The sequence below is a fragment of the Desulfotignum phosphitoxidans DSM 13687 genome, from assembly GCF_000350545.1.
GTDB lineage: Bacteria > Desulfobacterota > Desulfobacteria > Desulfobacterales > Desulfobacteraceae > Desulfotignum > Desulfotignum phosphitoxidans.
Genome location: NZ_APJX01000011.1, coordinates 40837 through 63563, shown reverse-complemented (window position 1 = coordinate 63563; position 22727 = coordinate 40837). Strand labels below are relative to the sequence as shown.

Sequence of the window (22727 nt, the reverse complement as noted above, 5' to 3'; positions counted from 1 at the left end):
GTTTATCTTTCTCCTTTTTGATCAATGGTGTTTGACAGTTCAAAGGCGATATTGTTGCTGACAAGGCGCATAATACTTTCTTCGGAATATCCGAAACTCAGCAGGTTGATACTGCCGAACCAGACAATTTTGCTGTCAATGATGGCAAATTTCTGGTGGATCCCGGATTTTAACAGAACAGTGACCCCCGCATTCTGTAACAATGAAAAGATCTCATTCAGACCGGCTCTTTTATCTTCATGGAACTCTTCTGCGGGCCGTGTCAGTATGGACACTTTGACATGGTTGTCAATTTGTTCTTTAAAATAATCCATCACCTGCAAAACGCGGCTTTTGGTCATAAACGGGCTGACGATCAAAATCTGTTTCTGTGCGGTTTTGATATCATTTACATAAACCGGAAAGAAGTTTTGTTTGTTGAAGATAATTTCAGTGGGTGAATCAGTCATATTATCCGCTTTTGCCATATAACCGATGGATGCATAGCCTTTCAACCTTTTCCCATACATGGTTTCAAGCATTTTGACATGAATGTCCACATAATCATATATCTGAACATCTTTTTTGCCGTCATGCAGCCGGTGGAGCCGGCCCGCATATTGTTGCAGGGTACCTTTCCAGGAAATGGGCATGGCCAGAAAAAGCGTATCCAGCCTGGCCTCGTCAAACCCTTCTCCGATATAGCTGCCTGTTGCCACAAGGACAAAATGGCGGTTGCCAGGCAGTTTTTTGATTGTTTCCAGAACAGCCGCAGTTTTTTTGGTTCCCATGCCGCCGGTGAGAAGAATGACATCCGGGATATGGCGGGTCAGGTTTTTTGTCAATAGTTTTGCATGGGCGATTCGTCCGGTAATGACCAGACTGTTCCGTTTATTTTTATGGCATTCGACAACATCACTGATGATTGCCTGGTTTCGGATGTCATCTTCAATGATCTGTGAATAGATATCCTGAATTGTCAAGGGGCTGCCATCTTCATCCAGAGACGCTTTGAAACTGGTAAATCGCGGGATAAGATAATGTGCGAACGGTCTTGTTTCCGCCTGTTTTTTTGCATCCACGTGGTAGCGTATCGGACCGCAATGGAAAAAAATGATGGGATGATGTCCATCGCGCCTGTATGGTGTTGCTGTCAAACCATACACATATCTGGCCGGTGTTTTTTTCAATATCTGTTCAAAGCTCACGGCAGACACATGGTGGCATTCATCAACGATAACCATGCCGTAATTTTTGATGCAGTCTTTGACCTCTCCGCTGTTGTTGATGGATTGCATGATGGCGATGTCCACAATTGATGAAAGATGGTTTTTGCCACCTCCCAGCTGGCCGATCAAGCTGACCTGTTTTTTTCTTCCGCGCTTTTTTTCCGGTTCAGGAAGTGTTTCATGAATCAGCAGGAACTGGGACAGCCGTTCTTTCCACTGAAGCATCAACTGCTGACGGTGAACCAGAATGAGGGTGTTTACCTTTTTTCGGGCAATCAGATTGGCACCGACAACGGTTTTGCCAAATGCGGTTGTGGCACAGAGCACCCCTGTATCATGGGGTATCAGGTGACTGAGGGCATCCTGCTGTTCCGGTCGTAACATACCGTTGAATTCCACATTGATCGGTTTTCCGGAATGGTATTTTTCAATCAATTCCGGTGTAACGTTGTGATCGTTCAGCAAGTCAATGATATCCGACTCACATCCCCGGGGGAGTGCAAGATACCCATCAATATCTTCCGAGCAGGAGATGACCGAAGGAATGTTGAATGTCGGCATCCGCATGGCTTGTTTTTTAAAAAATTCAGGGTTTTTAAAGGCTGCCAATCGTTTGAGACGATTCAATGCTTTCTGACTGAATCCTTTTTTTTTGATAAAAAGCATCTCCGCTTTGATCAATTCAACCGATTTTGGAAAATCTGCTTTATCTATAAGGGGCGGTTTTTTTATCCATGGCTTGCCGTCCGGTGTATCATCATCTGATGTTTCAGTTTTGAGCAGTCCCAGTTCATGGCCCTTCCCGATTTTTCCTGTCAGATCCTGCAGATTCTGTTCAGACAATCGTTGAAGACCTGATAGAAACATCCACTGATCTTGAAGAGGCTGAAATCTGTCATCGACAAAAACGGTATTTTCCTGGTTACGTGCCGATTTTTGAAGCGGCAGGGCAATGAGGTTCCCTAACCCGCCTTCCGGCATGGTATCCTGATTGGGGAACAGTCTGTCATAGGATGCAAACGGCAGTTCATGCCGGTTTTCCATTGCTTTTGTCAGCAGCGACATCCCGAATTTCCTTGCGGCGGAAGCAGAAATCGCATCTTCAAAGAAAAACCAGACATGGCCGCCATTTCCTGATCTGGATCGTTCCACTGCGACCGGAATCCGGAACGTCTGGCAGACATTCTTTACTGCGGTAATATCTTTTTGCCATCCTTGCTTGTCAAAATCCATGGCAAGAAAATAACAGGTTTCATCCGGATTCATCGGGTAAATACCTACGATTTTCTTTCCCGTAAGGTGTGCTTCGATGACCGCCTCATTCAATTGTGAGTATGATTTGTTCTGGCACTTGAAACATTTGACTTTTGATTTGAAACATACTCCTGGTTTCCATTCATTGGCACAGACAGGGCTGTATCCAGATACCCCTTTTTTATTTTCCCACCGTTTGGCATAGACATCATTACGGCCCCTGAACAATGACATGAATAATTGAATTTTTTTTGAAGCAGCTGAATGGTTATTAATGATCTCCATGGATTTTGAGGTGTTTTCCGCGACATTGCTTTCAATTTGTGTTTCTGCAGACAAGGTATTCGCAGGGACGTATGATGAAAAGCTGTTGTCGGAAGAATTATTTGAAACACCACGTTGTTTTGACGTAGCTTCAAGCACGCTAATTTTTTCCTTCAGCTGTCTGTTTTCTTCCAGCAGTTCCTCATATTTTTTATTCAGCTCGTTATATGCCCGATCATTTGTCATTTTTCATAAAATGTGCAACCAACACGGTTGATGTGGGAAATTACGTTTTTGTCTTTGATATGGTTGAAAATGGACAGATCAAAGGTGTAGGGCAAAAGCAGGTTGTCAAGATCTTCCATGATGCTGTAGAGGATATCCAGCGTCAGATCGTCTTTACCGCAGAGGGTCAAATCGATATCAGATCCGGTTTTGTAGTTTCCCATGGCGCGTGATCCATACAGCACCGCTTTTCTGACCTGCGGATATCGGGAAAACACCGCGCGTATCTGATCCGAATCTGCCTGTTTGAGTCCGAACCGGGGCATCAGTTATCCTTGTCTTTCAGTGTCTGAAAAGTCTTTTCAAGCCGGATGAATTCAGGAGAATAGGTGTTGAAAACCGCATCTGCAATGGCATCCGCCACTTCCTGATTGTAGGTGTGTGTGGTCAGGGTGCGACTTTTGATCATGTCCATCCATGCCTGGCCGTTTTCAATCAGGCCGCGCCTGAAAGCCAGGCGGAAGGCATCCCGGCTGCCGTGAATGCCGGTTTCACCCTGGTCTTCAAAATAATCTTTGATGGTGTTCCAGGCAAGTTCATAGGTATATTCAAACGCCTGGATCAAGCCCTGTTTTTCCAGTTCATTTAACTCTTTTTTTTCGATGAATCTGGCGAGTTGCCCAAGGGCTTTTGAATAATTGCTGTATCGCTGTATCCAACGGATGTCTTTTTCTGCCATGTCGGCCTCCGGCAATGATTTGTTCCTGCGATTGAACAATTTACTGGTAACACAGGTAAGAGGGGAAAACAAGAACGGACATGGACTGGGTATTGGGTTTCGGGGGTTTAGTAAAACAAAGCCAGGGGCGGCCTGATGCCAACCGGCCCGGGTCTTTTCGGAAAATCCGAACAGTATTTCGGTATTTTATTTGACACCCGGTGTTTTGTTGCGCATTTTAATAACATATGTATGAATGATGACGGAGCGAAGATCAATGATGCAGAGCCGATGGATATACGGCAGTAAACGGAAACACAGGAAATGGCTGTACGGGGTGACCGCAGGGATCTGCCTGTGGCTGGCGCTGGGACTGACCCATGCCCGGGCCGATGAGATCCGGGTGCTGTTTTTAGGCGATTCCCTGACCGCGGGCCTTGGCGTTGAAAAAGACCAGGCCTATCCCGCTCTGGTGGGAGAACGCCTCAAACAGCAGGGCCACACGGATGTGAAGATTATTAACGGCGGCATCAGCGGGGCCACCACGGCCGGGGCCGCATCCCGGCTCAAATGGCACCTGGCAGCCACGCCCCATGTGCTGGTGCTGGCCTTAGGGGCCAATGACGGCCTGCGGGGCCTGTCTTTGGAAAATATGGCAGCCAACCTGGATGACACCATTGTCCTGGCCCTGGAAAATCAGATGTGCGTGATCCTGGCGGGCATGGAGATCCCGCCCAATTACGGGCCGGACTATACCCGGCAGTTCCGGGAGACCTTTAAGGACCTGGCTGAAAAACATCAGATCCGGCTGATTCCTTTTCTGCTGGACCAGGTGGGCGGGGAGGCAACCATGAACCAGGCGGACGGGGTTCATCCCAATGCCGCCGGCCATCAGCAGATCGCCCGCACGGTTCTGCCGTATATCCTGGAGTGTCTGTGATGCTGGAACTGTCAGGCGTGGACAAATCTTTTCACCTGCCGGATACGGGCCGGGTGATGGTACTCAACCAGGTGGGTTTTTTCCTGGAAGCCGGCACCACACTGGCCATCACCGGTCATTCCGGCAGCGGCAAGACCACGCTTCTGTCTTTGATCGCCGGCCTGGACATCCCGGATGCCGGTACGATTCGGGTGAACGGCATCGATATCTGCACCCTGGACGAAGCGGCCCTGACCCGGTACCGGGCTGCCAGCATCAGCATGATTTTTCAGTCTTTTCACCTCATGCCCCATCTGACGGCCGCTGAAAACATTGCCCTGCCCCTGGAGATTCTTCGGCAGGACCGGATCCAGGAACGCACCCAATCCCTGCTGGAACAGGTGGGGCTCACCCACCGGGCCGGTCATCTGCCGGGCCAGCTGTCCGGCGGAGAATGCCAGCGGGTGGCCATTGCCAGGGCATTGATCGTGGAACCGGCCCTGATCCTGGCGGATGAACCCACGGGTAACCTGGACACGGACACGGGCAAAAAAGTGGCGGATCTGCTGTTCAACCTGGTGGAAACCCGGCGCAAAACCCTGGTGGTGGTGACCCACAATCAGGATCTGGCAGCCCGGTGCCGGGAAACAAAAATTCTGTCCCGGGGAAATCTTGCCTGATGTTGTGGATTCGTCTGGCTTTTCGGGAACTGCTCCGCAACAAAGGATTTTCTTTGTTTTTCACGGCCAACCTGGCCGTGGGACTGTGCGGGTTTGTGGCCGTCCAGAGTTTCAGCCGGTCTTTGAATCAGCATCTGGATGACAATTTACGCAATATTCTGACGGCCGATCTGGTGGTCACGGCCAATGCCCCGTTCACCCCGGCGGAAAAAGAGGTGATGCACAAGGTGCTGGGACCGGATGTGCAGGTGTCGGAAGTGATCCGGTTTTTCACCATGGTGCAGACTCGGAACACCACCCGGCTGGTGCAGGTGATGGCCGTGGATGAGACATATCCGCTTTACGGCGGGTTTGCCTTGGACCCCGGCATTCATCGGAGTGCCATTCATCAGTCCCCCAGCGTGTTCATGTCCCGGGACACGGCGGTGACCCTGGGCATCCGGGATCATGCCGATCCCAGGGACGGTCTTCAGGATGACTCCGGCCGGAAAGCCGTCCCGCCGGGCGATTCCACTCCGGACGCGTCCCAAACCCTGACCCTGGGAAACACGCTGTTTACCGTGGCCGGTTTTTTTGTCGATGATCCGGACAAGGCCCTGACCACCCTGGAGCTGGCGCCTAAAATCTATGTGGGTGCGGATCAGCTGGCAAATGCCGGGCTCCTGGGGTTCGGAGCCCGGGTGCGGTATCATATGTATTGCCGGATGCCGCCGGGAACGGATGTGCCGGCCCTGACGCAGGCCCTGCGTTCAGGTTTTGCCGGCCTGTCCCCGGATCAGTCCCGGATCCGGGTCCGGGACAGCCGGGATGTCAGCCAGAGCCTGTCCCGGGTCACGGGATATTTTGCCGGGTACATGGCCCTGGTTTCCCTGGTGGCCCTGTTTCTGGCCGGGATGGCTGCCGCTTTTCTGTTCCGGGGATTTCTGGGGGGAAAACACAAAGAGATCGCCGTGCTCATGAGCCTGGGGGCCCGGCGGTCCGGGGTGTGTGCATTTCTGTTTGCCCAGTTGATTTTTCTGGGTTTGCTGGCTGCGGTCATGGCCCTTGCCGGGGCATGGCTGCTGCTGCCGGCATTCCCGTGGATGCTCAAAGGCCTGGTGCCTGAAGGGATTGTCCTGAACATGGATCTGGTGACCGCAGGCATGGCCCTGGGGCTGGGCGGCCTGGGCAGCCTGGTGTTCTGTTTGCCCGTGCTGGTGAATCTGCTGTCCATCAAACCCCTGCTGCTGTTGCAGGGAAGTGCGGCAGACAAAGGTGTGAACCCGTGGTGGCGGGCTGCGGCATTCCTGCCGGGGGGGTCTGGTTTATTGCCGGGGCCATGCTGGTGGGGGGATCGCCGGCCAACGGACTGGTGTTCACGGCCGGATTTGCCCTGGCACTTTTGATTTTTTCTTTGGCCGGATGGCTGGGGGCCGGATGGTGCCGGCGGTTGGCCAATACCCGCCACCTGGTGCGCAAACTGGCGTTTCTGAACCTGTACCGCCACCGGGGGGCATCTCTGGCCTGCTTTGTCACCATTGCCATGGGCGTATTTCTCATCAGCCTGATTCCCCAGGTGCAAAAAGGACTTCAGACCGAGATCCAGCGGCCGGAAGGGTTGAAGATCCCGGTGTTCTTTCTCATGGATATCCAGGATGACCAGACCGGGGATCTGGAAACCTTCATGCAGGATCACCCGGGGAACCTGGAAAATCTGTCCCCCATGGTCCGGGGCCGGATACTGTCTGTGAATGACGATCCGTTTCATACCCGGGAAGACACCCGGGAATCCAGTGGCCGGTCCCGACGGACGGAACATAATTTTTCGTATCGGGCCGATCTGGACCCGTCTGAAACCATTGTGCAGGGACCGCCGCTGTCATCAGACCCCTGGAAGTTCGGATCACAAACTTTGTTTGAAATTTCCGTGGCCCGCTCCTTTGCCGATGATCATGATCTGGTGATCGGCGATACCATGCGGTTCGACATCCAGGGCATGGTGCTGGAAGGCCGGATTCACAATATCCGCAAGGTCCGGTGGAACAGTTTTCAGCCCAATTTCTTTTTATTGTTCCAGAACGGGGTTCTGAACAATGCGCCCAAAACCTGGCTGGGAGCCGTGGCCCAGGTGCCGCCGGATCAGCGGCCTGGTTTGAAAAACAAAATTGTACAGGCCTTTCCCAATATTTCCATCATTGATGTCACCCAGATGATCACCACATTGACCTTTATTGCGGACCGGCTGTCCATTTCCGTGCGGTTCATGGCCTGGCTGGCCATTGCCGCCGGCCTGGTATCCATTTTTTCCATTGCCCGGCACCAGGCCCGGCGCCAGGCCGCCCAGACCAACCTGCTCAAGGTGCTGGGGACCGGATTCGGCGACATCCGGCGCATCAGTCTTCTGGAATTCGGCAGCCTGGGCTTTGCTGCGGCCCTGGTGGCCGTGATACTCAGTGCCGGGTTTTCCCGGGCCATTGCCTGGTATTTTTTTGACAGCCTCTGGGCCCTGGACATGGGGTATCTGCTGGGCATTCTGATACTGACCACGTTGATCTGCATGGCCACGGCTGTGGCAGCCGCCGGAAAAATTTTGAAAACACGGCCTTTGATGCTGCTGAAAAAAAGTGGTTGAAGCGCATTTTTTGTGTGCAGTTCATGTCAGGGTGTGATAATTTTTTTTTCTCCGGAACATGTGATGAGCAAAGGAGGAATGCGGATGCGGCGAAAGGAAAAACAGATCACAGATAAAAAACAGATGGAACAGATCCTGGCACAGGCGCAGGTCTGCCGCCTGGCCATGGTGGATCAGGGGCAGCCTTATGTGGTGCCGTTGAATTTCGGGTACGGGAACGGGTCTCTGTATTTTCACAGTGCCCCGGAGGGACGGAAAATCGATGTGCTCAAGGCAGATCCCCAGGTCTGTTTTGAAGTGGACGAAATGGTAAAGATGAACAAGGCGGCTGCCGCCTGTGACTGGGGCGTGTCGTTTAAAAGCGTTATCGGCACGGGGACTGCCCGGATTCTGGACACCCCGGCGGAAAAGAAAGCCGGCTTAGATATCATCATGGCCCATTATTCGGGCCGGTCCTTTGACTATCCGGAAGAGAAGCTGGCAAAAACTGCCGTGGTCCAGGTGACTATCCATGAGATGACCGGCAAGCAGGGGTGATACATTTCTGAAAGTGCCAGCGCATCAATGGTTTAAAAATTGATCTGCCACTTGATGCCATAGTAGGTGGTTTTTGTATCAGTGGCTTCCACACCGTCGAACCGGCCGATTTCCGGTACAAAAAAGACGCCGGGTGCCAGGGTGACCGTGGCATTGCCGTAATAGGTCCGGGCATCGTCATCACCGGCAGCGGTGTCGATTTCGCTGGTCACAAAGCCATACCCCGCTTCAAACGTGAACATGTCGTTGAGTTTCCAGCCCGCGGCCAGCCCGTATCCCATGCTGTCGTTGTCCAGTACCCGGTTGCCTGAGATCATGGCGAATCCGTCATCCCATCGGTTGTCTCCGCTGACGGACACGGGAATGAGGTTGCCGGCGTTCCGGCCGGTGAATACGGTGCCGTTCAGAAACGCGACGCCCAGCTTGACCCGGGCGCTGGCGGCAAGTACATGGGAATCGATGTCGTAGGTGACGGCGCCATTGATGATTTCATAAGCACTGTATCCCCCGCCCACGGCCAGGGTCACGGAATCAAAGGCAAAGGTATAGCTAACCTCGACTGCCGGCCGGTCTTCTTCTGTGGCGTAACCCGTGCCGAGATCATCGGTGTCCGGCTGTATGAACGCAATATGAAATCCCCCCAGGGTCAGCTGCAGCATGGGTTCCCGGCCGGAATAGATCATTCCCTGGGCTTTCAGGTTGTTGTCCGATCCGAACACCTGATTGGAATACGCCCAGTTCAAAGGGGAATAGGTTTGTCCCACCAGCAGCTTGCCGGCACCGAAATTCCATTCTCCGTAAAGTTTGCGCAGATTGGCATTGCCCCTGGACGCCCCGTACTCAAACGTGCCGGAAAGGGTGTCACTGACCCTGACTTTGGCGCCGATCCGGGCGTTGCTGTGCAAAGACTGTTGATAGTTGTCCGTCTCACTGCCCGAAGTCTTTGTTTCCACCTGGAATGTGGCCACCCGGGCGGAACCGTAGAAATGCCAGTCCGCTGCCGGGGCGGACACGGTCAACAGGGTCATCAAACCGAAGGTCAGGCAGACACTCATCAGGAAAGTTTTCATACGCACTCCATTGAGGGTAACAGGTTATAATCATTCGAAGTCAATGTACATGCCTTCTCACAGGTGTGTCAAGACAAGGCGTTGCCCGCACGGCACGGATGTGTCCCCCTTGAAACCGGCTTTTGCCTGGTTATGATGTTCTTATGGAGGCTGTGGAATGAAAGGGGGGGAGTTATGCCGTTTGTTTCCATACCCGGGATGCCGGGCAGGCTGTATGTGCCGGAAGAGCGGGCAGAATATTTGAAAAAATTTCCCTGCAAAGACTGTTTTTCCTGTGAATTCTGTTCTGATGACCGGTGCCGGGTGTGTCGAAGATGCCGGGGAGAAAAAGAGATCTGTTCTGAAGCGGATCAGGAGTTATGACGCTCAGCCGTCTGAAGTCGTTCCGGTCATGTCTCGTCCGGGGCCTGTTCCGGTGTCAGGCCGATGTTGTATTTTTTCATTTTTTTGTACAGCAGGGTCCGGTGAATGCCCAGGAGTTTCGCGGCCCGGGCCTTGTTGTATCCGGTTTGCGCCAGGGCCTTATGGATGGCCGCGATCTGGGCTGCATCCCGGGCGGTTTTCAGGGAAGGTTCCGATGGCCTGCCGGACACATTTCGGCCCGATGCCGAAATAAAAGGCAGGTCTGCCGTGCAGATGGTGCCGCTGCCTGACGCATACATGGCTCGTTCCAGTACATTGGACAGCTCTCTGGCATTGCCGGGCCAGGAATAGCGTACCAGGGCCCGAGAAGCTGTTTTTTCTATTTTCACGGCGGGCCGGCCCGCTTCCTTTACGATTTTTTTCAGCATATGCTTTGCCAGGGGCAGAATATCTTCCGGCCGTTCCCGCAGGGGCGGAATATGGATGGGGATGACGTTGAGCCGGTAGAACAGGTCCCGCCGGAACCGGTTTGTTGCCATCATTTTAGCCAGGTCCCGGTTGGTGGCGCTGATCACCCGGAAATCGGAGCGGATGACCCGGGTGCCGCCGATACGCTCAAACGCTTTGTCTTCAAGCACCCGGAGCAGTTTGGGCTGCATCTCCAGGGGCAGGTCTCCGATTTCGTCCAGAAAGATGGTGCCTTTGCCGGCCAGCTCAAACCGGCCGGGCTTTCCTTTTGTCCCGGCACCGGTGAACGCGCCTTTGTCATATCCGAACAGTTCCGATTCCAGCAGGTCCCTGGGGATGGCCGCGCAATTGATTTTCACGAACGGATGCAGTTTCCTGGGGCCGGCATTGTGGATGGCCTGGGCAAACAGCTCCTTGCCTGTGCCGCTTTCTCCGGTGATCAGCACACTGGAATGGGTGGCTGCCGCTTTTGCCGCCTCCTGCTTCAGGCCGGTGATGGCATCACTGTCACCGATAATGCAGTCAAAGGTGTACCGGGTGGCCCGGAGATCAAACAGCTCCTTTTCAAACAGCTGGACCTTGGATTCCAGCAGAGAAAGTTGTTCCGCCAGGTCCCGCACCTCTGCCACATCCCTGAACATGACCTGGCCGTAAACTGCGATGACCTTTCCGTCCTTTTTGATGGGGATGCGCTGGACCACCATATCCTGGCCGTTGATGCGGTGGGAGTGGTTGATTTCCGCCTTTCCCGTGCGGGCCACGATGTGCATGCGGGTGTTTTCCACCACCTCGGTGCAGTGCCGGCCGATCTGGGCTTTGGGGTCCAGGTTCAGGAACCGGCCGTAGGGTTCGTTGAAATGGGTGATATATCCGCGGGCATCGATGACCAGCACGCCGGCATTGATATTGTCAAATATCCGTTCGTACAGTGCCAGTTTTTCTCTGAGGGCTTCTATTGTATTCATTTTGATACACCTGGGGATGTTATAATACCAGGTGTATCAAATGTCGAGAAAAAGTTGATTCGTCCGGTAAATGCCCGTCCAAATCGTATCATTTAGACTACATGTAGACCCATTGATACGATACTGCCCGCATGACACCGTTGAATTCCGGCTTCAGGTAATGGGGCGGGATGGTGCGCCTCCGGGCCTTTTGCGCCTGGCTGCCCCGCCTCGATTCCGGCTGGCCTGAATTTTGCTGATGTAAATGATCGACATATAATTGTTGAACCCGGTTTATTTCAGACATCAGAAAGGAAGAAAACCATGAAGCACAATGCCGACACCATCGTATCTTTGTTCATCTCCTGTTTCATGTCCGAACTGCTGCAAGACAGCGACGCTTTGGCCGGGATGACTCCCGGACAACAGGCTCTTCTTCAGACCGTCTGCCGCACTGCGGTCCGGGATGCACTGGAATTGTCGGCGCCTGGGTCCGCGCAGCAGGTGCCGGCGACGCAAATGTCAGAGATCTGCCCTCTGGAATGCTCTTGTGAAAGCCCTTGTGCCTGTTGACAGAAATGACGGACCGTGGTAGCTCATTCGGGCAAGTTGAACCTGATTCTAACCGGAAGTGGATGGATGACGAAAACGACGCAGCCCGAAACCGACCATGAAGATCTGACCCTGAAGGCGATCAACGGCATCAAAAACATGCTGTTCAGCAATGAGATCACCTCAGCGCTCCGGCTCAATGCAAGGGATCTGTCCAAGCGGCTGAACATGAGCCCCACGCCGGTGACTCAGGCCCTGAAACTCCTTCACTTCCAGGGAATTCTGGGGCATGTGCCCCACAAGGGGTATTTTCTGGAAACCAATACCCCGCAGATGATTCAGGATATCTTTCACCTGCGCATGGCCCTGGAATCCGCCGGTCTGGTTTTTTTCATAAAAATATGATAGGTGAAACAGATAACTCGTTGAAAAAGGAAACCACCGCGCATGACATCTTATCATCCAGCCGGCACATACACCTGCCAGGAGTACAGAGAGGAGATGATCCTTCTGGCGTTGCAGAAAAAACTGGCAGCCCCGGACCTGTCTCCGGAGGAGAAACAGCGGGTTCTTGAGGAAATCGCCGAGGTAGAGGCCCGGATGGGCATGGACTGAGCGGTTGTGATCAATATAGAGACTTAAGGATAGCTGCAATGAAAACAACAGAACTCATTAAAAAAGAAAACCAGTTCGGGGCAAAAAATTATAAGCCCCTGGATGTGGTATTGAGCAAGGGATCCGGCATCTGGGTCTGGGATGTGGAAGGCAACCGCTACATGGACTGCCTGTCTGCCTATTCCGCCGTGAACCAGGGGCATTGTCATCCCAAAATTTATCAAGCCCTGGTGGACCAGGCACAGAAACTCACCCTCACCTCCCGGGCGTTCCGCAACGATCAGCTGCCCCTGCTGTATGAGGAGTTGTGCCAGCTCACGGATTCCCACAAGATGCTGCCCATGAATTCCGGGGCCGAAGCTGTGGAAACCGTGATCAAATGCGCCCGAAAATGGGGATATGAATCCAAGGGCGTGGCACGGGGCCGGGCCGATATTATCGTATGCTCGGACAATTTCCACGGCCGGACCCTGTCCATCATCGGGTTCAGCACGGATGACAATGCCCGACAGAACTTCGGGCCGTTCACTCCGGGATTCACCGTGATTCCATTCGGGGATGCCGATGCCCTGGAAGCCGCCATTACCCCCAACACCGTGGCATTCCTGGTGGAGCCCGTCCAGGGGGAAGCCGGGGTCATTATTCCGCCCAAAGGCTATCTCAAGCGGGTCAGGGAGATCTGTACCCAGAAGAACGTGCTCATGATTTTAGATGAGATCCAGACGGGCTTAGGCCGCACGGGCAAACTGCTGGCTGAGGAACACGAAGGGGTTCAGGCGGACCTCACCCTGATCGGCAAGGCCCTGTCCGGCGGATTTTACCCGGTTTCTGCCGTGCTGTCCAATGAAGCGGTACTGGGCCTGCTCCAGCCGGGCCAGCACGGGTCCACCTTCGGCGGCAATCCCCTGGCCTGCGCCGTGGCCCGGGCTGCCCTCAAAGTTTTGGTGGAAGAAAACATGATTGATAACGCCGCTGCCATGGGGGCGTATTTCCTGGAACAGCTGCGGCAAATCCAGCACCCGGCCGTCAAGGAAATCCGGGGTATCGGCCTGATGATCGCCGTTGAGCTGCACGAAAACACCCCGGGCGGCGCCAGAGGCATCTGCGAGGCGCTTCAGGAAAAAGGGATCCTGTGCAAGGAAACCCACACCTGGACCATCCGGTTCGCCCCGCCCCTGGTGATCACGAAACCCGACATCGACTGGGCCATGGAACAGATCCGGGAGGTGTTCGCAGAGCTGGAGGGATAAACCATGAGAACCATTCAAATGACCCTTGACGAAGATCTTGTAAAAGCCGTTGACCGCGTGTCAAAACAACTTTGTACCACTTGGTCTGCATTCACGAGAAAAGCACTTCGTGAGGCCCTGGCCCGCTATCATGCTGAACAGCTGGAGCAAAAGCACCGGAAAGGGTATGAGCGGCAGCCCGTATCAGAGGGCGAATTCTCTGTGTGGGAATCGGAGCAGGCCTGGGGGGATGAATGAAGCGCGGCGAAGTTCGCTGGTATCGGTTTTTTGAGTCCGGACAAGAAACGACCGGTCCTGATTCTGACACGCAATTCAGTGCTGGAATATCTTGGAGAAGTTACCGTTGCCCCTGTGACAAGCACAATCCGGGAGATACCGTCCGAAGTGTTTCTTTCTGTTGATGACGGTATGCCCCGGGATTGCGCTGTCAATTGTGACCATTTACAGACGGTTTCAAGGGGAATCGGCGCGTTGATTACCACCCTTGATTCGGCCAAAATGGGGGATGTCGGGCGGGCCATCCGATTTTCCCTCGCCATTTGAGGCAACACGCGATTTTTCTTTTTTCTTGACAAATCAGCCGGGTTCTGATTACGGATAAATATCATTTTTCTGGAATCTGCGGAGGTGTCATGAAACACCTGATTATCGGAAATGGAACTGCCGGGATCAACGCTGCCAGGGCCATTCGGGAGATGGATGCCACGGCGGCCATTGTCATGGTCAGTGACGAAACGTTTCCCCCGTACAGCCGCCCCATGATTTCCTATGTCCTGGAAGGCGCCGAACCCCACGAAAAACTGCCTCTTTTCCCGGACAATGTATATGAAGACCTGAACATCACGCCGGTTTTAGGCCATCGCGTGGCACATCTGGATGTGAAAAAAAAGATCGTTCGCCTGGAAGACGCGACAGAGATCGATTTTCACACGCTGTTGATTGCTTCCGGCGCCGATGCCAGGCAGATCAAGGTTCCGGGATCCGATCTGGGAAATATCTTTACCATGCGCACCCAGAAAGATGTACTGGATCATTTGAAGGCCGTTTCACAGGGGGTGAAAAACGCCCTGGTGCTGGGGGGCGGGCTGGTGGGTTTCAAGGCGGCCCATGCCCTGTTGAAACGGGGAATCAACGTCACCATGCTCATCACATCGCCTTATCCTCTGGCCATGCAGGTGGATGAAACGGCCGGGAAAATGATTTTAAAGGAACTGCAAACCCATGGATTGACCGTCAAAGTCGGGGTCAGCGTCACCGCTTTTGACGGCGATGAAACGGTTAAAAACGCCCGCCTGGATTCAGGGGAAACCCTGGAGTGTGATCTGGTCATCGTGGGCAAGGGCGTGGACCCGTCTCTGGGGTTCATCCCGGAAAACGATATCGACATGGGTTATGGTATTCAAGTGGATTCATATCTTTGTTCCAGTGTTCCGGATATTTATGCGGCCGGTGATGCAGCCGAGACCTTTGATATTGCCCGTCAAACCCGGTGGATCAATGCCATCTGGCCGGAAGCCGCCATCCAGGGCCGAATTGCGGGATTCAACATGGCCGGCAGAAAAGTGTCATATCCGGGCAGCTTGGGCCGGAACGTCATGCGGATTTACGGCCTGGATGTCATGACCATGGGACTGGCGAATCCGGAAAATACAAAAGACCTTGAGATCATTCAGGCCGGGGATGAAAAAGCCGGGGCCTATCGCCGCCTGGTATTTTCCGGCGATATTCTGGTGGGGGCCGTGCTGATCAATCAGATCGAACAGGGCGGCATATTACGGGCCATGATCGAAAACAGGGTGCCTGTGAGAATTCCAAAGAAATATCTGATGTCTTTGAATTACAATTACAGCCGATTGCTGTAATCAAATTTGTGCAGGGGCGAAAAAAGCCCTGATATCCGCCCAAAGGAGGACCGATGAAACAAGTCATTGTCAATCCGGAGAAATGCGTGGGATGCATGCAGTGCATGCTGGCCTGCGCCGTGGCGCATTCAAGATCCGAATCCCTGTTTGCCGCGGTGCAGGAAACCCCGAAGCCCCGGGCCCGGGTGCATGTGGGGGCCGGGATGTTCAACCAGGGATTTCCCAACCGGTGCCGCCACTGTGATCCGGCGCCCTGCCAGCTGGCCTGCCTGACCGGGGCCATCTTTCGAGATGCCGCCACACACACGGTATTCGTCAATCCGGACCGGTGCATCAACTGTGCATCGTGTGCCATGGCCTGCCCGTACGGGGTTCTGCGGTTTCATGAACACGCCGCCGCGCCGCCGGGAAAAACCGTGGCCGTGAAATGTGACAACTGCGATGCCCGGGTTGCCCGGGGACAAATCCCGGCCTGTGTCGAGGTCTGCAAGACCGGGGCCCTGGTGTATGATGAGATCACGCATGCCATGAATGAAAAAACCCGGCAGGTGGCCCGGACCATGTCGGCCGATGCCGCCGCCCAGGGCCTGCCGGATACGGTGGCTCTTTACAACACCCTGAAACAGGCCGCCGTAAAGGCTGGTGCAGCAATAAGGAGGTGAACATGATTGATCCCAGAACCGATGTTTCGATTACCAGCGATGGAAATCTGTTATTTGACAAAGCCGTCAAAGACAACGTGGAAACCGTGTGGCACCGTCACGAAGCCCAGCAGCCCCAGTGCGGTTTCTGCGACATGGGACTGTCCTGCAGAATCTGCATCATGGGACCCTGCCGGGTGGATCCCTTCGGCCAGGGGCCCCAGACAGGGGTCTGCGGTGCAGATGCCGACATCATCGTGGCCCGGAACCTGTGCCGCATGATTGCCGCCGGGGCTGCCTCTCATTCCGATCACGGCCGGGATCTGGTGGAAGTGCTGGAAGCGGTTTCCAAAGGCGAGGCCCCCGGGTACAAGATCCGCAGTGAGGAAAAACTCAGACGGGTGGCCAGGGAATACGGTATTCAAACCGAAGGAAAAGACGTCCTAACCGTTGCCGGAGAGCTGGCCGATGCCATGATGGAAGATTACGGCATGCGCCGGAAATCCGTGACCCTGGTCAACCGGGCACCTGAAAAGCGCCGCAAAGTCTGGGAAAAAGCCGGTATCACCCCCAGAGGCATTGACCGGGAAACCTCGGAAATGATGCACCGCACCCATATGGGCGTGGACAACGACTGGGTCAGCCTGTTGACCCAGGGGCTGCGCAATGCCCTGTCCGACGGGTGGGGCGGGTCCATGATCGCCACGGAAGTGTCGGACATCCTGTTCGGGGTGCCGGCCCCCAAACCCACCATGGTCAATGCCGGTGTTTTGAAAAAAGGCCAGGTCAATATCGTGGTTCACGGTCACAATCCCGTGGTGTCGGAAATGGTTTCCAAAGCCTGTATTTCCGAGGAAATGCTGGCCCTTGCCAAGGCAAAGGGCGCTGCGGGCATCAATCTTGTCGGTGTCTGCTGCACGGGCAATGAACTGCTCATGCGCCGGGGCATTGCCATGGCTGGAAACCATCTCATGACCGAACTGATTCTGAGCACCGGGGCTGTGGACATGATGATCGTGGATTACCAGTGCATCATGCCGTCCATCGGCAAAGCAGCGGCCTGCTATCATACAAAAATGATCAGCACATCGGACAAGGCCCGGTTTCCGGGCATGGAACACCATGAATTCCACCCGGACAATGCCGAAGAAAAAGCCAAAACCCTGGTGAAAGCGGCCATTGAAAATTTCGGCAACCGCAAACAGGTCTACATTCCGGTGGCGCCCCAGGAAGCGGTGGGCGGGTTTTCCATTGAAACCATTCTGGGGGCCCTGGGCGGGACGCCAGCGCCGTTGATCGATGCCATCAAAGCCGGAAAGATCCGGGGAGCTGTCGGCGTTGTGGGGTGCAACAACCCCAAAATCAAGCATGATTACGGCCATGTCACATTGATCAAAAAACTGATCGAAAATGATATCCTGGTGGTGGACACGGGATGTGTGTCCGTGGCCAGTGCCAAGGCCGGATTCAAGGTGCCTTCCGCCATTGAGATGGCAGGCCCGGGGTTAAAGGAAATCTGCGGCGCTTTAGGCATTCCCCCGGTGCTTCACTTAGGTTCCTGTGTGGACAATGTGCGGATCCTGGTGCTGGTCTCGGCTCTGGCCGATGCCCTGGGCGTGGATATCAGTGATCTGCCCGTGGCCGGTTCCGCACCGGAATGGTATTCGGAAAAAGCCGTGACCATCGGGGTTTACTGTGTGGCTTCCGGCATCACCACCCACTTAGGCCCCATGCCGCCGGTCACCGGGTCCATGAATGTGGTCAAACTGCTGACGGAAGGGTTGAACGATGTGGTGGGGGCCACGTTCGGTGTTGAACCGGACCCGGAAAAAGCGGCTGTGTTTCTGATCCGGGTGATCGAGAAAAAGCGCAAAGCCCTGGGGCTGGACAGCCGCACGGTGTAAACTCAAAAAGATGAAGACCCAGACAGATACTCCCGGAAATCATGCCAACCCGGCCGTGTCACTGAATATCGCCATTGTGGGCGGTGGCCGGACCTGCCGGTTTTTCCTTGAACTGATCAAAAATGATCCCGTGCCGTTTTTTGATATTAAAATTCTGGGGGTGTGCGACAAAAACGACACGGCAGAAGGGTTTGAGCTTGCCCGGGAAATGGGGATTTATACGACGGATAATCTTTACGATCTGCTCAATATCCAGCACCTGGACAGTGTCCTGGAACTCACGGGCAGCCGGGAAGTGCTCCTTGAAATTATCCGGTTAAAACCCGAGGGCGTTGGCGTGCTCGAGTACAATATCAGCAGGATTCTTCGCAACCTGTTGCATACAAACCAGCAGCTCAAATCCACCCAGAAGAAACTGGTGGCGGAAAAAACCTTCTCCAGCCTGCTCATCCAGCAGAGTACGGCTGCCATTGTCATCATCAATACCGATTTTACCATTGCCGATGTGAATGATGCCTATCTCAATACCGTGAAAAAAACAAAGGACCAGGTGATCGGGGCCTATTGCTATGAAATTTCCCACGGTATCAACGCGCCTTGTTCCAGCGTGTTTCCCGGCGTGAACTGTCCCATGCTGGAAACCTTGAGATCCGGCACAAACGCCTATGTGATCCATGACCATCCCGGGCCGGACGGAAACCGGTTGTACTGCAGCCTGAACACCTATCCCATCAAGAATGACGAGGGAAAAGTCGTGCAGGTGATCGAGTTCTGGAGGGATATTACGGCGGAGTTTTCGGACCGGTGGAAGAAGCGGGAAAAAAAATTCAAATCCGATATCCAGAAAATGGTCCAGGAAGACCGGATGATTTCTCTGGGCAAACTGGCAGCCAGCTGCGCCCATGAAATCAACAACCCCATCCAGGGGCTTTTGACATTTTGTGATTACATGCTGGATATGTTATATGCCGGACGTCCTGAAGATGATCAGCTGTCACAGTTCAAAGACCATCTGACACTCATGTCATCGGAACTGGAGCGCTGCGGAAATATCGTTTCCGGGATGCTGTTTTTTGCCAGAGAATCCGGACTTGAGCATCAGCATATTGATTTAAACGAAGTGCTGCATGCCGTGCTCACCCTGACCCGGCACAAGCTGGAACTTGGGAATATCACTTTGACAACGGACCTGTCCCCGGTTCCGCTGATGCTGGAAGGGGATATCAACCAGCTTCAGCAGTGTTTTTTAAACCTGATTTTCAATGCCAGTGAAGCCATGCCGGAAGGGGGCCGACTGGCGGTCAGAACCTGGCTGGACCCAAAATCAGACACGGCGTGTGTGGAAATCCGGGACACGGGCTACGGGATCCCGGAAAAAATACAGGATAACCTGTTTGATCCGTTTTTTACCACAAAAGATGTGGGCCAGGGCACAGGACTTGGGCTGTCCATTGTGCACGGGGTGGTCAAAACCCACAAGGGCACAGTAAAAATCGACAGCCGGGAAGGCAAAGGCGCGGCATTTATATTGTCGTTTCCCGTGATATCTCCGGCTGCCCATGATCCTGGGGGAGGATAGATATGGATAGTAAAATTCGCATCATGATCGTGGACGATGAGATGATTGTCCGGCAGTCTCTGTTGACCTGGTTTAAAAAATACGGCCATGAAGTGGACACGGCCGCATCAGGCATGGAGGCCCTGAAAAAACTGGAACAAACGCCGTTTCAGGTGATGTTTGTGGATATTAAAATGCCGGGGATGGACGGCCTGGAACTGCTGGAAAAAGTGAAACAGGATGACCCGGGTATCATGGTGGTGATCATCACTGCCTACGGCTCCATTGAAAGCGCGGTCAAAGCCATGCGCACGGGTGCCAGCGACTATCTGCTCAAACCTTTCAAGCCGGACCAGCTGTCCCTGGTGATGGAAAGGATCCTGTGCCAGCAGAAAATCACCCAGGAGTATCAGTACCTCAAAGGTCACCTGGAACAGATCACCCGGTTTGACAACATCATCGGCCAGTCATCTCCCATGAAACAACTGTATGCCATGATCCCGGAAGTGGCCCAAAGCGACGCTTCTGTTTTAATTACCGGAGAAACGGGGACGGGCAAGGGACTGGTGGCCCGGGCCATCCATGCCAAAAGCCTTCGGGCCGAGCTGCCCTTTGTTGCCATCAACTGCGGTGCATTGCCGGACACGCTCATGGAAAGTGAATTGTTCGGGCATAAAAAAGGGGCGTTCACGGGGGCGACCCATGCCAGAAAAGGGTTTCTGGAAATCGTTTCCGGCGGGACCCTGTTTCTGGATGAAATCGGTGATATCAGCCCGAAAATGCAGGTGGACCTGCTCCGGGTCCTGGAGGACAAACAGGTGTTCAGTGTGGGAAGCGAAACACCCGTGGCCGTGGATTTCCGTCTGGTTTCCGCCACCCGGCACCACCTGGAAGACCGTATCCGAAAAGAGGCATTCAGGGAAGATTTTTATTACCGGATCAATGTGATCAAGATCCGGCTGCCTTCCCTGCGGGAGCGCAAAGATGATATTGCGCTGCTGGCCAGGCATTTCATGGAAAAATACAGCCATGAAACCACGAAAACCGTGGACCGGATCACACAGGATGCCGTCAGGCTGTTGACGTCATACGACTGGCCCGGAAATGTCCGGGAACTGGAAAATGCCGTTGAACGGGCCGTGGTGTTAAGCAAATCCCGGACCCTGACGGCCGGGGATTTTTCATTTCTGCAGCCGGCCCGAACCGCCGGGCCCAGGGCTCAGACATTGAAAGCCGTCCAGAAGGAACATATTCTCCGGGTACTGGATGAACAGGACTGGCACATTACCCGGTCAGCTGAAATTTTAGGGATCAACCGGGCCACACTTCATAAAATCATTAAACGGGATCAGTTGAAAAAAGACCGATGACACAGCAGATCGGGGTGGTGCCGGTGGGAGAGGTCCCGGCACTCGTACTCAAGGTGATTGCAGCCAACATTACGGCCTGTTACAGGTGTCCGGCCGTTGTTCTGCCCAAACGGCCCGTGCCTGAATCCGCGTTTGATGACCGGCGGAACCAGTATGATGCCGGTATCATCATCGAACAGCTGGGGGCATGGAATTTCCCGGCGTGTTCTAAAATTGTGGGGGTCACATCCCTGGATATTTTTATTCCCATTTTCAACTATGCATATGGGTACGCCGTCCAGGGAGGTGATCTTTCCATGATTTCGCTGTTCAGGCTGAACAGGAACGCCGACGGATCGTTGCCGCCGCCGTCTTTGTTTTACGAACGGGCGGCAAAAGTCGCACTCCACGAACTCGGGCACCTGTTCAGTCTGTTCCACTGCCATGAACCCCAATGCATCATGCATTTTTCCGGTGCCATCACGGATCTGGACCAGATTCCTTTTTATCTTTGCCCGGACTGCGAAAGGCGCCTGACCCCGTGAGCTGATTTTCCTCATGGGTTTCAGGTTCCCAGAAATTTTTCTGCAAGAGTTTCCCATGCGATTTCCGGGAAACTGCCGTATACATCATCAATGGGTTCTCCGCCCGTGGCAGCCAGATCCATGTATTCCGGCCCGATCATAGATAACAGCCGCTGGCTTTCGCCGTCGGTCCATTCCAGGCTTTCTTTTTCATAAAAAAGGCCCTTGTGGTTTCGTTTGGGCATATTCGGCTCAAGGATACACAGCCACCCGTCATGGTAGGGATCCTGATGAACGATTTCCGGATGGGCCTGGGCTTTGGTGTTGACGGCCAGGACCGTCCCTGTGACGGGAGACAGGGCCGTGGCTGACTTGTCCCGGCGGGAAAATGACACGGCTGCATGATCTTTTTTCACCCCCGTGCCAATGGGCGGAATCGAAATGGTTGAAGGAATGCCGAACAGTTTGACCAGAAATTCATCAAACCCGACCGTCACCCGTCCGCCATGGCCGAATCGTGCCCAGGTGTGTCCCTTGTGATAGTAATAACCCCGGGCCAGGCGGTACCCGGCCGCCAGTGAAAATGCCGGTTTTCTGCTGAAACCGTTCAGGTCTTCCTCATCCAGCATCTGGTCATACTCACAATGATAGCATTCATAGTTCAGCACACAGGTTCTGGGGCCATCCACGCGGCCCGTGAGCACATGCCGGCAGGGGCGGGGATGCCATTTGTAAATGGTCCGTAATTTTTCCGCCAGGGCGGTGCCGTCACCCCGGGATTCCAGATGCCGGATGGCCGTCATTTTTTTCTGCATGGCCTTGTCAAACGGACAGGTCCGGCAGTCATACACATTGTCGCACATTTTAAACGGCACAATGCCTGCTTTCATCCAGATACACGCGTCTTCAACGACCTGGAACCCTTTTACCTCATGGTTCTGTTTTTGGGATCTCATGATACACCTCCTTTGCAGGGCTTGCCCCCCTGCGATTGGTTATTCTTTTTGCAAACCAGGTGCCAGAGAAAAAAAGCAGACAGATTGAATGCTATGTTATTGAAATAAAAGGAGTTTTTTTCATACAGACAGAAAAAAACCGGCCGCCGGTCATGGGAGGATCACATGGCGATGTTGCTTTTTACGACACGGCGGCCGGATTTTTTGAGGATATCCATTCAAATGGATCATGAACAGGGCCGCCTGGCGAATGTT

At 53.9% G+C, this 22727-nt stretch carries 23 protein-coding genes and 1 pseudogene; 18 read left to right on the top strand and 6 right to left on the bottom strand.

Annotated features, from left to right (window positions below; all coding sequences use genetic code 11):
* Window positions 1-2: 2 nt before the first annotated feature.
* Genes DPO_RS19420 through DPO_RS19410 form a run of 3 tightly spaced genes read right to left on the bottom strand, consistent with a single transcriptional unit; the run spans window position 3 to window position 3690 of the window.
* Window positions 3-2972 carry a TOTE conflict system archaeo-eukaryotic primase domain-containing protein gene (locus DPO_RS19420; protein ID WP_006968070.1) on the bottom strand — a complete coding sequence of 990 codons (2970 nt, stop codon included), beginning with the start codon at window positions 2970-2972 and terminating at the stop codon, window positions 3-5.
* A complete protein-coding gene (locus DPO_RS19415) occupies window positions 2969-3277 on the bottom strand; it encodes a nucleotidyltransferase domain-containing protein (RefSeq protein WP_006968069.1) in 309 nt (102 codons plus the stop codon). Before DPO_RS19415 ends, DPO_RS19420 begins: the two co-directional genes overlap by 4 nt.
* Window positions 3277-3690, bottom strand: a complete 414-nt coding sequence (locus DPO_RS19410; protein WP_006968068.1) for a nucleotidyltransferase substrate binding protein — start codon at window positions 3688-3690, stop codon at window positions 3277-3279. Before DPO_RS19410 ends, DPO_RS19415 begins: the two co-directional genes overlap by 1 nt.
* 256 nt (window positions 3691-3946) lie before the next feature.
* On the opposite strand from DPO_RS19410, the gene DPO_RS19405 reads away from it, so the two are divergent.
* The 5 genes and pseudogenes from DPO_RS19405 (at window position 3947) to DPO_RS19390 (ending at window position 8416) form a co-directional block, all read left to right on the top strand.
* Window positions 3947-4609, top strand: coding sequence for an arylesterase (locus DPO_RS19405; RefSeq protein WP_006968067.1), 663 nt, complete (start codon window positions 3947-3949; stop codon window positions 4607-4609).
* Window positions 4609-5130: pseudogene (locus DPO_RS19400) on the top strand (ABC transporter ATP-binding protein); the annotation flags it as partial. The gene DPO_RS19405 and the pseudogene DPO_RS19400, both read left to right, overlap by 1 nt.
* A 137-nt stretch (window positions 5131-5267) precedes the next feature.
* Window positions 5268-6653, top strand: coding sequence for an ABC transporter permease (locus DPO_RS26205; protein WP_006968065.1), 1386 nt, complete (start codon window positions 5268-5270; stop codon window positions 6651-6653).
* Window positions 6536-7879, top strand: coding sequence for an ABC transporter permease (locus DPO_RS26625; RefSeq protein ID WP_328284784.1), 1344 nt, complete (start codon window positions 6536-6538; stop codon window positions 7877-7879). The genes DPO_RS26205 and DPO_RS26625 overlap by 118 nt, the downstream gene beginning before the upstream one ends.
* Window positions 7880-7963: 84 nt before the next feature.
* The gene (locus DPO_RS19390) at window positions 7964-8416 is read left to right on the top strand and encodes a pyridoxamine 5'-phosphate oxidase family protein (RefSeq protein WP_006968063.1); all 453 of its coding nucleotides are present in this window, start codon (window positions 7964-7966) and stop codon (window positions 8414-8416) included.
* 32 nt (window positions 8417-8448) lie between these two features.
* On the opposite strand, the gene DPO_RS19385 is transcribed toward DPO_RS19390, so the two are convergent.
* Complete coding sequence (locus tag DPO_RS19385; RefSeq protein WP_006968062.1) at window positions 8449-9486, bottom strand: hypothetical protein; 1038 nt, start codon at window positions 9484-9486, stop codon at window positions 8449-8451.
* Window positions 9487-9660: 174 nt separating this feature from the next.
* Between DPO_RS19385 and DPO_RS19380 the strand changes: the two genes are divergently transcribed.
* Complete coding sequence (locus DPO_RS19380; RefSeq protein WP_006968061.1) at window positions 9661-9849, top strand: hypothetical protein; 189 nt, start codon at window positions 9661-9663, stop codon at window positions 9847-9849.
* Between the two features lie 26 nt (window positions 9850-9875).
* Here DPO_RS19380 and DPO_RS19375 read toward each other — a convergent pair whose 3' ends face one another.
* Window positions 9876-11282: a sigma-54 interaction domain-containing protein gene (locus DPO_RS19375; RefSeq protein ID WP_006968060.1), complete on the bottom strand. Its 1407-nt coding sequence runs from the start codon at window positions 11280-11282 to the stop codon at window positions 9876-9878.
* 303 nt (window positions 11283-11585) lie between these two features.
* Between DPO_RS19375 and DPO_RS19370 the strand changes: the two genes are divergently transcribed.
* The 12 genes from DPO_RS19370 to DPO_RS19320 all read left to right on the top strand — a co-directional run bounded on the left by DPO_RS19370 (window position 11586) and on the right by DPO_RS19320 (window position 21537).
* Window positions 11586-11834, top strand: a complete 249-nt coding sequence (locus DPO_RS19370) for a hypothetical protein (RefSeq protein ID WP_006968059.1) — start codon at window positions 11586-11588, stop codon at window positions 11832-11834.
* 66 nt (window positions 11835-11900) lie between these two features.
* Window positions 11901-12218, top strand: a complete 318-nt coding sequence (locus DPO_RS19365; RefSeq protein ID WP_006968058.1) for a GntR family transcriptional regulator — start codon at window positions 11901-11903, stop codon at window positions 12216-12218.
* Between the two features lie 42 nt (window positions 12219-12260).
* Window positions 12261-12428 carry a hypothetical protein gene (locus DPO_RS25725; RefSeq protein ID WP_006968057.1) on the top strand — a complete coding sequence of 56 codons (168 nt, stop codon included), beginning with the start codon at window positions 12261-12263 and terminating at the stop codon, window positions 12426-12428.
* A gap of 38 nt (window positions 12429-12466) precedes the next feature.
* A complete protein-coding gene (gene rocD / locus DPO_RS19360; RefSeq protein ID WP_006968056.1) occupies window positions 12467-13678 on the top strand; it encodes an ornithine--oxo-acid transaminase in 1212 nt (403 codons plus the stop codon).
* Window positions 13679-13681: 3 nt separating this feature from the next.
* The gene (locus tag DPO_RS19355; protein WP_006968055.1) at window positions 13682-13915 is read left to right on the top strand and encodes a ribbon-helix-helix domain-containing protein; all 234 of its coding nucleotides are present in this window, start codon (window positions 13682-13684) and stop codon (window positions 13913-13915) included.
* Between the two features lie 30 nt (window positions 13916-13945).
* Entirely contained in the window at window positions 13946-14221 is a 276-nt protein-coding gene (locus tag DPO_RS19350) for a type II toxin-antitoxin system PemK/MazF family toxin (protein ID WP_236610001.1), read from the top strand.
* An 89-nt stretch (window positions 14222-14310) separates the two neighbouring features.
* Window positions 14311-15540: an NAD(P)/FAD-dependent oxidoreductase gene (locus DPO_RS19345; protein WP_006968054.1), complete on the top strand. Its 1230-nt coding sequence runs from the start codon at window positions 14311-14313 to the stop codon at window positions 15538-15540.
* 53 nt (window positions 15541-15593) lie between these two features.
* On the top strand, window positions 15594-16202 hold the full coding sequence (locus DPO_RS19340) for a 4Fe-4S dicluster domain-containing protein (RefSeq protein ID WP_006968053.1): 609 nt from the start codon (window positions 15594-15596) through the stop codon (window positions 16200-16202).
* Between the two features lie 2 nt (window positions 16203-16204).
* Window positions 16205-18085 (top strand): anaerobic carbon-monoxide dehydrogenase catalytic subunit, encoded by a 1881-nt coding sequence (gene cooS, locus DPO_RS19335; protein WP_006968052.1) that lies wholly within the window; start codon window positions 16205-16207, stop codon window positions 18083-18085.
* Window positions 18086-18095: 10 nt separating this feature from the next.
* On the top strand, window positions 18096-19664 hold the full coding sequence (locus DPO_RS19330) for a PAS domain-containing sensor histidine kinase (RefSeq protein ID WP_006968051.1): 1569 nt from the start codon (window positions 18096-18098) through the stop codon (window positions 19662-19664).
* 2 nt (window positions 19665-19666) lie between these two features.
* Window positions 19667-21013 (top strand): sigma-54-dependent transcriptional regulator, encoded by a 1347-nt coding sequence (locus DPO_RS19325; RefSeq protein ID WP_006968050.1) that lies wholly within the window; start codon window positions 19667-19669, stop codon window positions 21011-21013.
* Complete coding sequence (locus DPO_RS19320; RefSeq protein ID WP_006968048.1) at window positions 21010-21537, top strand: archaemetzincin family Zn-dependent metalloprotease; 528 nt, start codon at window positions 21010-21012, stop codon at window positions 21535-21537. The genes DPO_RS19325 and DPO_RS19320 overlap by 4 nt, the downstream gene beginning before the upstream one ends.
* Window positions 21538-21557: 20 nt before the next feature.
* Here DPO_RS19320 and DPO_RS19315 read toward each other — a convergent pair whose 3' ends face one another.
* The gene (locus tag DPO_RS19315) at window positions 21558-22472 is read right to left on the bottom strand and encodes a glycine cleavage system protein H (protein WP_006968046.1); all 915 of its coding nucleotides are present in this window, start codon (window positions 22470-22472) and stop codon (window positions 21558-21560) included.
* Window positions 22473-22727 lie beyond the last annotated feature (255 nt).